Raw genomic sequence first — 11291 nt, forward strand, 5'->3', positions numbered from 1 at the left:
ACTCGGGACCGGACTTCACCAGCCCCGCCGCCGAAAGCCCCGGCCGCGGCACGTCCCGCCCCCGCTACAGCAGCCCCGACTTCTCCAGCCCCGACTACGGCCGACCCGGCTTCACCAGCCCCGACCACACGGACTGACCCCGCGCACCGCACGCCACCCCGGCGCCCGCCCGCCGACAGGTGCCACCGCCGCCGGCACGTGTCACCGCTGCCGGCACGTGTCACCGCCACGGGCACGTGTCACCGCTGCCCCTCCTGCCGGTTCTGGACGGCCAGCAGATAGCCCGCCTGGAAGCGGCTCTGCGCGCCCAGTTCGACCATGATCTCCGCGACGTGGCGGCGGCAGGTGCGCACGGACATGCCCAGCCGGACCGCGATCGAGTTGTCCGTCAGACCCTCCATGAGCAGTCGCATGATGGCCTGCCGGATGGTGGCCGAGATCTCGCCACCGGCCGTGCCGGGCGTCGAGAAGGGTTCGGCCGCCAGCCAGAGCCGCTCGTAGGTCTCCCTGATGAAGGCCACCACGGGTGCCTCCCGGACGACGGCCGCGCCGAGCGGGTCGCCGGGCAGGGAGATCACCGCGGTCTCGTCGTCGAAGACCAGCAGCCGGCTGAACTGGTCGTCCAGCGTGCGGACCTGGGCGCCGAGCCCGGTGACGCGGTCCACGTACTCGCCGGTGCCCCGGCTGAAGCGGGCGGTGTGCTGGTAGAGGACGCGCATGCGCACCCCCCGGCGGAGGGCGGCCACGTCCCGTGGCGACGCCTCGGCCAGGACGCCCTCGCCCCGGGCCCCGCCGGGCTGGGCGGTGAGGATCTCGACACGGGCGCGCGCGGTGAGGTCGGCGATGGCGACCCGGACCGCCGCGAGGTCCGGAAGGACCTCGAACCCGTTCTTGCGCTCGCGGTTGACCTGTTTGCGCTCGTAGAGCGGGAGGAAGGACATGATGGCCGCTCGGGTGTCCTCGACGGCCGCCCGGCGGGCCCGCAGCTCCCGTTCGAGCGGCGTGATGACGCCGGAGACGGCCTCCCCCGGGGCCACCGCCCGCAGCCTCCCCGCCGCGAGGCCGAGCAGCAGTCCCATCGCGAGCAGTTCCTCCACGGCGGCGGTGACCGCCTCCTCGGAAAGTCCGGTGGCCGGTCCCACCGCGCTTCTGGCGAAGCCCTCCTCCGGCCCCCGGTCAAGGGCATACCTATACACCGCGTGGAGAGCGCTGCGGTCGACGTCGCTCACCGGTTCCCCCCGTTTTCTCCTGTAGGGCCCCCTATGGGGGTGTCATCATGCTGACAGGCAACATGATGACCCCTCTCCATTATGTGATGTTCATGTAGGACCTGGCATGGTGACTCATCTCGCCTCCCCCTCGCCCATCCGCACTCCCGCGACCGGGAGGTGAACCACAGTCAACTGACGGATGAAGGCGTACCCATGAGGAAGCTCCTGTCCAAAGCGGCCATGGCAGGCTGCGTGTTGGCCCTGTCCGCGACCGGAACCGTGATCGGCCTCGCCGGGACCGGCGCCGCGTCACCCGGCGCGTTCGGCGTCGCCACGCACGACACCGGCTGGGGCTGAGCCCGGCTGTTCCAGGTAGGGCCACGGCCCACCTGCTCCTTCCCCCTCGCCATCAGCCCCCGACCCGACAGCGCCGTCGAGGGGGTTCGGCTTCCGACGCTCCTCATGACCAACCCGGGCAGGCCGCGGACGTACCAGGCGCGCTTCGACCAAGGCGCCGATGACGCCGGCCCGTCGGCGTGCGCCCCGGGGATCAGCGAATAGGCGACACATGATTCTGACCGGAACCGAGATCGAGCGTGAACGCAGGAACGGGCGGATAACAATCGAGCCGTTCACGCCGGAACAGGTCAATCCGAACAGCTACAACTTCCGTCTCGGAAGGACCCTGCGGGTCTACCGGGAGATGCCCCTCGACGCCCGCCACACCAACGAGGTCGAGGAGATCGAGATCCCGGACGAGGGCTACGTCCTGGAGCCCGGCCGCCTCTATCTCGCCCACACCGTCGAGCGGTTGGGCAGCGAGCACTACGCGCCCACGTTCGCGGCCCGCTCGTCCGTGGCCCGGCTCGGCCTGTTCATCAACCTCTCCGCGAGCCTGGGGGACATCGGCTACACCGGCCAGTGGACGCTGCAGCTCTACAGCATGAACCGGGTCCGGGTGTACCCGGGCATCAACATCGGTCAGATGATGTGGTGGCGCCCGCAGGGCGAGATCGTGCTCTACGACGGCAAGTACCAGGGGTCCGTCGGACCACGCTCCAGCGACATCCACGTCGACTTCGACAAGCAGTTCGCCAGGCAGCGGTTCCCCGGCCTCGGGGCCACCTTCGAGGCCGACGAGGTCGGCCCGAAGTTCGCCCAACTGGCCTCGGCGAGCGCGGACTTCCGGGTGCCCGCGGCGTTCTGCGTACCGGCGGGAGAGTTCGTCGACGCGCTGACCGAGGAGCAGCGCAACGAACTGGCGGACGCCTTCACCGACCTCCGGGCCACCGTGGGCGCGTTCTTCGCGGACTCCGTGGCGCGCATCCAGAAGACCACCGCCGAGATTCGTCTGCCGCGGCAGGCGCGTGTGCTGCTGGCGGCGCGGCTCGCGGAGCTGTTCAAGGACGCCGACGGGGTGGAGTTCGCCGTCCGCTCCTCGGGCCTGGACGAGGACACCGGTACCTCCAGTCTCGCCGGTGTGCACCAGTCGGTCCTCGGGGTCCGGGGCGCCGACGCGGTGATCGACGCCGTCGAGAGCTGCTGGCGGTCCCACTACGAGGCACCGGCGGTCGCCGCCCGGATCCGGGCCGGGGACTTCAGCCCGACACCGCGGCTCGCGGTCATCGTGCAGCGCATGGTGCGCCCCACGCTCGCGGGCGTGGCCTTCACCGGGCTCGACGGCCCCGACAGCACCGGCAGCCCCGACAGCGCCGACAGCCCCACGGGCACCGGCGCCGCCAAGGTGGTCGTCGAGTACGTCGAGGGTCTCGCCGACGAGCTGGTGGCCGGCGTCGCCGTCCCGCGGCGCGTCGACTCGGTCGCGCTGGCCGCCGGCCCCGCGCCCGAGACGGCACGGGACCACACCGTCCTCCTGGAGGTCGTCGACCTCGTGCGCCGGCTGCGCGAGGACCGGGGCCACGACGTGGACGTCGAGTGGGCGGCCGACGCAGACGGCGTCCACCTCGTGCAGGTCAGGCCGCTGACCGCCGCACGCGAGGTCTCCACGGTCTCCGCCGAGCCCGTCGCCGAGGGGTACCGCCTGTACGTGGACGACCTGCCGGCCTCCTTCACCCTCGGCGCGGTGGCGGCCGTCTACGGCGGCTACACGGCCAAGCGCGGCCCCGCCCACCGGCTGGCCCACCGGCACGGTGTGGCCACCGGCGCCGGCTGGGTGCTGCGCTTCAACGGCCGCGGGCTGCACGGGGAGCACACGTCGAACGCCCTGCGGGAGATGCTGGCCGGCGGCTCCGACGAGTGCGTGCTGGACTTCGGCGACAACCTGCGGCAGATCGTGGTCCCGAAGGAGGAGCTGCTCGCCCGCCTCGCGGTGACCAGCGGCGCGGGTCCCGACGGGACCGCCCTGCACAGCGTCATCGTCCGGGACTTCGTACGCGGCCAACTCGGCGTGATCTCCCGCCGGGTCGACGGCGGGGGGCTGGTGGTCGAGTACACGGAGGAGGGCCTGATGGCGCTCAACCGGGGGACCGCGGGCGGCGAGACGATTCTCCTCGGGGACGTCCCGGACGGTTCCGGCGGCGACGCCGGCGCGGACATCCCGGCCTCCGGCGCGGTGCTGCGTCCGCACCTCGACGAGATCGGGCGCTTCACCGAGGCCATGCACGCCGAGTACGGGCCCGTCACCCTGGAGTGGGTGCACGACAACGGCACCCTGTACTTCGTCGACTACTCGGTGCTCGGCGGGGACGACGCCGTCACGGTCGCGCACGGCGAGGTCTGCATCTCCCCCGGCACCGCGCGCGGGCCGCTGCTGAGACTCGACGACGACGCGCTGCTGCGCAGGCTGTCGATCGGCCCGGCGGTGAGCATCGACAAGTCCCGGGACGTCAGCGAGCACGACGGTCTCGCCCGGATCCTCGAACAGGTCGCGTCGTACGAGCGGAAGCCCGTGGTGAGCGCCGCCCGGCCGTACGCGGTGCTCTCCGTGCTCCTCGACCACGTCGCCGGGTTCGTCTTCGACCAGGGGTCGGCGCTGGGACACCTGGCGATCCTGCTGCGCGAGGCCCGGATACCGGCGGTGACCGCGGCCGGGATCAGCGGCACAGAGGTAGTGATCAGCGACGGCACGGTCACGACGACCGGCAGCAAGGGAGCCTGACGTGAGTGACACACCCGCGCCGACAGACGCACGACGGGCCTGGTTGGCGCTCGGCGGCCTGCACCTGCTCAACGGCACGGCGCCGCTGTCCGGCGACGACCCGGTGGTGCTCGTCGAACTCGCCGCCCCCGTCGAGGACACCTTCCCCGGCAACACCGTGGTGGTGCGGTGGGACGGGCTCGGGCAGCGCGAACTGCTCGCCACGGCGGCCGACGGCGGGCGCCGGCACACGGCGACGGCCCGTGGCGAGGACCTGTTCCCCGGGATGCTGCCGGGCGCCCCGCTCAGGTCCGCGGTGGCCGAGGTCAGCGGCCCGGCCCCGGGACCGCTGGTCCCGCTCTTCTACCTGACCGCGTGCGGCGACCGACTCCACGTGCACAGCCAGATCAGGTTCCTCGCCGAGGACGCCTGCTTCATCCGCACCACCGCCGAACCGCTGGTCACCGCCGGAGTGGCGGAGCTGGACTGGCTGGCGGAGGCGGTCCGCCTGCACGCGGAGAACTTCCTCTTCCTCAACAACCACCAGCGCTACTACCGCAAGTGCTTCGAGGGCAAGGAACTCGAGTACAAGTACACACTCGCCCCGCCCGTCGACTCCTGGACGCTGACCGTCGAGCTCTACGGCCGACTGCTCGCCGGCGCGCTGCCCGGCTACGTCATGGAGTACCGGGACGAGTGGCAGGCCTGGGACTACCTCAACCACCTCTTCGAGGTCACCGGCCCCGAGGAGGAGCGCGGTTACGCCTCGTTCATCCCCACCACCGACGGCCGGCACCTCCTGAAGCGCAAGTGGTACGCGGAGGACGCCTTCAACCGCCGGGAGACCCACACCTACGGTCTCGACCTGGCGGACGACGGCGGCTTCGAGCGGTACGTCCGCGAGGAGCTCGGGGTCGACGCCGTGCGGCTGCCGTCGTTCCGCCGCGTCCGCTACGACGTGAACTTCGAGTCGGTGCGCACCGGTCACGTCTACGGGATCTTCTTCGACCACTCCAGCCTGGTCGACGCCCGCGACGTCACCCTCAACCAGTGCGAACTGGAGTACCTGCGCAGCCGCGTCGCCGTGCCGCCGGACGAGGGCGCGGTGCTGGAGGAGATGGCGGAGATCGCCTCCTGGCTGGAGTCCTTCCTGCGGGAGCGCGGTCTCGACGACACCCGCGGCTTCTACTCCAAGCGGACCTTCCTCAAGGACGCCGTGGCCGCGCGCCCCGAGCTGGCCCGGGAGGTGAGCCGATGACGGGCGGGCCGGTGCGTGCCGTCCTGCTCGACCTGGAGGGCACGCTCTACGCCAGCGGGGCGGCGATCGGGGGAGCGGCCGAGACCCTGGCTGCGCTGCGCGAACTCGGCGTCGGACTCCGCTTCCTGACCAACACGGACTCCAAGCCGGCCGCCCGCCTCGGTGCCGAACTCGCCGACTACGGCCTCGCGGTCGCGGCGGAGGAGCTGTTCACGCCGGTGGTCGCCGCCGAGCGACTGCTCTCGTCCGCCGGGGCGCGCACCTACCCGCTCGTCTCACGCGAGTTGCGCACCGCGCTGCCGACGCTGGCGGACGAGCCGCCCTACAGCCACGTGCTCGTCGGGGACTGCCGGGACACCCTCGACTACCCGGCACTCGACGGCGCCTTCCGGGCCGTACGGGACGGCGCGGAACTCCTCGCGCTGCAGACCGGCCGCTACTTCAAGCGCGCCGACGGCGACCACCTGGACACCGGCGCGATCGTGCGGGCGATCGAGCACGCCGCCGGGGCCACCGCCCGGGTGCTCGGAAAGCCGGCGACGGACTTCTTCGCGCTCGCCGCGCGCTCGCTGGACGCGGCCCCCGCCGAGTGCGTCGTGGTCGGCGACGACGCGACCACCGACATCGCCGGCGGACGGGCCGCCGGTATGCGGACCGTCCAGGTGCGGACGGGGAAGTACGCCGACCAGCGGGCCGAGGGCCTCACGGGACAGGCCGACCACGAGATCGACACGGTGACCGGACTCCCGGACCTGCTCCGTGAGTGGGTCGGCCCGTGACCGTCTACTGGGTGGTGTGGGACGCGGCGGCGCACTGGGTCGTGGACCGGCTGGAGCGGGAGGGCGCGCTGCCCGCCGTGAGCCGCGTGCGGCGCGACGGCGTGCTCACCGCCGCCCGCCCGGCGTACCCCAACTGCCAGACGCCGCCCTCGCTGGCCACCCTGTTCACGGGAACGTGGCCCCGGGAGCACGGCGTGACGGGGTTCACCGTCCCCGGCGCGGGAGAGGGTCCCGACAGCCACGTCAGCGGCTTCGCGCCGGGCTTCCCCGCCGTGCCGCCGGTGTGGGAGGTGCTGGCGGGCCACGACGTGAGCAGCGCGTTTGTCCACACGCCGTGGGTGTTCGACGAGGCGGACCGGGTCGGGACGCACGTCGACGTCGCCGTCGAGGCGTACAGCCGGCGTCTGACCCGGCACGCGGCACTGACCCCGCGACCCGGCGAACAGGACTGGCGGATCGGCGGGTTCGACGTCGCGGTCACCGCGCCCGCGCGGCCGTCCGACCCGGTCCGGTTGAGCGCCCCGGACTCCCCGGCCGGGGCCCTCGTCCTCGACACGGACGGCCGGTGGCGGCCGCTGATGCTGGACGGGGACCACGGGACCTGGGTCGCCCGGGTTGTCGTCGACGGCCGGCTGACGCTTGTGCACAGCGGCGTGTGGCGGCCTCGGACCGCCGGGCGGAACCCGGCCGCGCTGCGGCGGCTGGCCGAGTGCCCGCCCTTCGCCGGTGAGGGAGTCGGCCCGCTGTACCGCGAGGGCGTGTTCGGCCCGCGTCTCGCCGAGGGCGGCGACGGCACGGCGGAGGAGGTCTTCCTGTCGTCGGTGGAGTGCGTCGCCGAGCACTTCGCCGCCGCGACCGACGCCGTGCTGGAGACGCACGACGCCGACCTGGTGGTCGTCTACCTCCCGATGACGGACGACGTCGGCCACGAACTGCTGGGCTGGTGCGACGAGCGGAGCGCCGCTCACCGACCGGACATCTCCGAGGCCGTGTGGGCGCGGGTGCGCCGCTGCTACCAGTGGTGCGACGCGGTGCTCGGCCGGGTGCTTGACCGCGCCGGGGCGGAGGACACCGTGCTGCTCGGCGCGGACCACGGCATGGTGGGCAGTACCCATCTCGTCCACCTCGGCGACGCCCTGCTGCGCGCCGGCCTCAGCCACGCCCGGGCCGACGGCGGCCTCGACGCCGAACGGTCGGCGGTGTTCTACCACCCGGCGAACAACGGCTCCCTGTGGGTCGGCCCCGGCCTCGCCGGCGACCCCGAGGGCGCGCGCGCCGCCATGCGCCGGGCGCACGCCGTGCTGCGCACGCTCACCGACCCGGAGACCGGACGCCCCGTGGTGACCGGCTTCCTGGACCGCGACCACCTCCGGCCCGCCGACCCGGAGAGCGACCCCTTTGTGTCCTTTGTGGTCCTCGCCGACGACTACCAGCCGACCGCCCGCCCGGCGGGCGACGGCGCGGTGGTCCGCCGCACGCCGAAGACCGGCGCCCACGTCGTGCACACCGGCGACGACAGACTGCACGCCGTCCACGCCGCCCTCGGCTCCGGCGTCCCGGCCGGCCCGGTACCGCCTCTGGTCGACAACACGTGGCCGGCGCGGCTTGTCCGCCACCTGCTGGGCGCCGCCCCCGCCGGGGCGGGCGGTGCCGCGGTGACGTTCCCGAACCCCCCGAAGAGAGTTGATGGAATGCCGTCCGGTCTCCCACCCGCCCGGTCGGCGGCCGACCTCGTCGAGCGCCGCCACCGCAACGTGGCCGCCTTCCTGGCGGGCCGGTCCCTGGAAGCGAAGTGGCTGTCCGACCTGATGCGCGAGCGCGTCGGCGAGGGACTGCTGCTGCTCACCAGCTCGCCGGTGCACGGTCTCGCCAACCCCACCAGCGACCTGGACTTCATCCGCGTCCAGGAGGCCCCGATCGACGGGCCCCGGATCTCGACCAAGATCTTCGAGGACGGCCACCACCTTGAGGTGGTCTCGTTCAGCCGCGCCGAACTCGCCTCGAACCTGGAGGAGTTGCACCGACTCGCCGGCCTGACCGTCGAGGAGACCGTGGCCGGCTTCCGGCGGTGGGACAAGGAACGCGAGCCGCGCCGCAAGCAGACCGAGCGCATCGTCAACGGCCTCACCCTGGACGGGTCCGCGCCCTTCGTCGACTGGCTGCCGCCGCTGGGCCGGGTGTGGAGCCGCGCCTCCCTCCAACTCGCCGTGGAACAGGCCGTCCACTGCCTGCTCGCGGAGAGCGCGGGGGAGACCAGAGGCCGGGTGGGCTACGCCTACAACGTGCTGCTGCACCTCATGGACGCGCTGCTGTCGCACCACGGCGACGTCTACACCACCCGCAAGTGGTACGCGCTGCGGTGGGCCCGGATGGTGGCACAGGGCGGCTGGCACGACAACCGGCTCGAAGCGGTCGCCACGGACCTCGAACGGCTGCGCAAGGGCGTCGGCGCCGCCCTGCGGCCCTCCGCCGCCGCCGAGCCGCTGGCCGGCGCGTTCGCCGCGCTCACCCGCGACGCCGTACGGGCCACCGGCACCGCCTCGGCCGTGACCGTCGCGGTCGAGGCCGACGCGGTGGCCAAGCCGTTCCTGCCGGACGCCTCGCTGCTGCTGAACGCCGGCTCCGCGGTGGTGCTGCCCGGCGTCGGCGCCGAGGACGGCCTCCCGCTCGCCGGCGCCCCCGTGGGCCTGGACGAACTGGCCGGTCTCGACGCCCGGTCGGCGGCCACACTGCTGCGCGCGCTGCGCGCGGGCGTGGCCCGCCTGCGGATCGGCTACCCGGACGGGGCGGACCGATGACCAGCTACCCGGACAAGGAGTCGGACATGACCGAGGGCCGACCGGTCCGCGCCACGCGGACCGCAGCCGAGCTCACCGCCTTCCCCTCCGTGCGCGCCGGCCACGTCATGACCGGCCCGGCGGCGGTGGAGGCCTGGACCCAGGCGGCCTGGCTGATGCTCGCCGAGGGGCGGGCGTACATCGAGGACCTCGAAGGCGGCACGGAGCAGCCGCAGATGCAGCAGGCCGCGAAGCTGCGCCTCCTCGAACAGCTCCTCGACATCGACCAGCGCCTGGCCGGCCGCGTACCCGTGGACGACGCGCACTGCCTGGCGGTCTGCCTGGAGTACGGGATGCGGGAGGTCGTGGACGCCACCGGCCCCGAACTCGCCGAGGTCTTCGGGCTGGACGAGGAGTTCGGCGGCGAGAGCTGCGCCGTCGACGAGATCCACCTGCTGTGGGAACGGCTCCTGGACGCCTTCCCCGGGGAGCTGCCCGACCGGCTTGTCGCCGAGGGGCAGCGGGACATGCTGCTGACCCTGCGCGTGTGGGCCGACCTCGCCCGCGCGGCCGGGCTCGACATCGGCTTCCTCGCCCCCTTCATGAAAGCCGCCTGAAACAGGAAGAACGAGGTGGGACATGCCCGAGATCCGGGCCGAGACACTGGTCGGGGGGATGACCCCGGAGACGGTGTGGCCCCTGGTCAGGGACAGCGCCGGGATCGCCTCCCCGGCCGGACACGTGGTCTCCGTACGCGCGCTGTCCGAGCAGGACCGGACGTTCCGGCTGAACGAGTGGAAGGTCCTGCTCAACGGCAGCGAGGTGACCTGGGTCCAGCGCGAGGCCGCCGGGCCCGGCCTGCGGCTGCGCTTCGAGCAGACCACCGGGGACCTGGAGCGGCTCTCCGGGGAGTGGGCCGTGAGCGCCGCCCCCGACGGCACCCTCGTACGCCTCACCCTCGCGTACGAGCTGGGCGTCGACGGACTGGCGCCGCTCCTCGAACCGATCTGGACCCAGTCCTTCCAGGCCCACGCGGACGCGCTGACACGTGCGGTGTCGGCCCGCGCCGCGGAACACCGCGCGACGGAGAAGAGCCCGACATGAGTCTGTACCTGAACTTCCTGCACACCACCGTGCGGTTCGACGTGGCCGCCGGGGCCGAGGCCGCGTTCGACCCGGTGCGGCGCTTCTTCCGGCACCTGATCTCCACGGACGCGCCCCTCGAGCCGACGTTCCGGATCGACGTGCGGCACTACGAGCCGGAGAGGGACGTCGCCCCGCACGTGTGGCGGACGCCCACCTCCGTCGTACGCCGCAGCAACGCGGCGGAGTTCAACTTCGACGCGCACGTCGTCGAGGGCGGCGGACGGCGGCTCTACGTGAACCGGGCCACGCTGCTGGACACCCCGGTCGACACGGCGAAGGACAACACCTTCGCGCTGCGTGTCACCGAGCGCTCCACCGTCCAGGTCCTCGACTTCGTCCGCGACCTGGTGATCCGCAACGAGGAGAACACCGGCACCGTCGTGCTGCACGCCTCGGGCGCGCACCGGAACGGCGAGGCGGTGATCATCGCCGGGCCGAAGGGGGCCGGCAAGACCACCACCCTGCTGTCCGTCCTGCGCCGCCCCGGCTGGCGGTACTTCACCGGCGACAAGCTGTTCTGCACGGTCGAGTCCGGCACCGTCGTCGTCCACCCGTGGCGCGACTACCCGTACGTCGGCGTGGGGACCATCCGGGCCGACCCGCGCCTTGAGTCGATGGTCCGCGACGGCGTCGACGCCCGCGTCGACGACCACGACCCCGGCCACAAGATCCTCATCGACCCCGACGTCTTCGAGTCCTGGCTCGGCTCGGAGTTCAGCGCGGAGCCCCGGCGGCTCACCGCGCTGCTGCTGCCGGAGGTCGTGCCCGGCGAGCCGCTGTCCGCCCGGCACCTCACGGACGGCAACGAGCGCTGGGCGCACCTGAACAAGATCGTGGACAGGCAGGTGGACACCACCTTCTTCACCTGGCAGTCCTACCTCGTCCCGGACTACACGGAGTTCTACCGCTCCCTGGCCCGGCTGCGCACGGCGCTCGACTCCGTCGCCATGGTCAGGCTGCGCGGCACGCTCGACGTCGATCCCGACGCGGTGCTCGGCCGGTCCGGCGCCCCCGCCCCGACAC

General features: G+C 72.9%; 9 protein-coding genes. 8 read left to right on the top strand and 1 reads right to left on the bottom strand.

Annotated elements, in window-relative coordinates:
- Nucleotides 1-239: 239 nt before the first annotated feature.
- Entirely contained in the window at nucleotides 240-1229 is a 990-nt protein-coding gene (locus GL263_RS12755) for a helix-turn-helix transcriptional regulator (RefSeq protein WP_323379369.1), read from the bottom strand.
- 195 nt (nucleotides 1230-1424) lie between these two features.
- Here GL263_RS12755 and GL263_RS12760 point away from each other — a divergent pair, with 195 nt between their 5' ends.
- From GL263_RS12760 to GL263_RS12795, 8 genes are all read left to right on the top strand, one after another.
- Nucleotides 1425-1568, top strand: a complete 144-nt coding sequence (locus GL263_RS12760) for a hypothetical protein (RefSeq protein WP_182855783.1) — start codon at nucleotides 1425-1427, stop codon at nucleotides 1566-1568.
- 211 nt (nucleotides 1569-1779) lie between these two features.
- A complete protein-coding gene (locus tag GL263_RS12765) occupies nucleotides 1780-4329 on the top strand; it encodes a dCTP deaminase domain-containing protein (RefSeq protein ID WP_182855784.1) in 2550 nt (849 codons plus the stop codon).
- Between the two features lies 1 nt (nucleotide 4330).
- The gene (locus GL263_RS12770) at nucleotides 4331-5566 is read left to right on the top strand and encodes a hypothetical protein (protein ID WP_182855785.1); all 1236 of its coding nucleotides are present in this window, start codon (nucleotides 4331-4333) and stop codon (nucleotides 5564-5566) included.
- Nucleotides 5563-6345: an HAD-IIA family hydrolase gene (locus GL263_RS12775; RefSeq protein ID WP_182855786.1), complete on the top strand. Its 783-nt coding sequence runs from the start codon at nucleotides 5563-5565 to the stop codon at nucleotides 6343-6345. The genes GL263_RS12770 and GL263_RS12775 overlap by 4 nt, the downstream gene beginning before the upstream one ends.
- Complete coding sequence (locus tag GL263_RS12780; RefSeq protein ID WP_182855787.1) at nucleotides 6342-9143, top strand: DUF6001 family protein; 2802 nt, start codon at nucleotides 6342-6344, stop codon at nucleotides 9141-9143. Before GL263_RS12775 ends, GL263_RS12780 begins: the two co-directional genes overlap by 4 nt.
- Nucleotides 9140-9739 carry a DUF6031 family protein gene (locus GL263_RS12785; RefSeq protein ID WP_228456464.1) on the top strand — a complete coding sequence of 200 codons (600 nt, stop codon included), beginning with the start codon at nucleotides 9140-9142 and terminating at the stop codon, nucleotides 9737-9739. Before GL263_RS12780 ends, GL263_RS12785 begins: the two co-directional genes overlap by 4 nt.
- Nucleotides 9740-9761: 22 nt before the next feature.
- Entirely contained in the window at nucleotides 9762-10226 is a 465-nt protein-coding gene (locus tag GL263_RS12790; RefSeq protein ID WP_182855788.1) for a type II toxin-antitoxin system RatA family toxin, read from the top strand.
- On the top strand, nucleotides 10223-11291 hold a 1069-nt coding region (locus GL263_RS12795; RefSeq protein ID WP_182855789.1), incomplete at its 3' end, for a hypothetical protein. The genes GL263_RS12790 and GL263_RS12795, both read left to right, overlap by 4 nt.

It is taken from the genome of Streptomyces durbertensis (assembly GCF_014156695.1).
Classification (GTDB): domain Bacteria; phylum Actinomycetota; class Actinomycetes; order Streptomycetales; family Streptomycetaceae; genus Streptomyces; species Streptomyces durbertensis.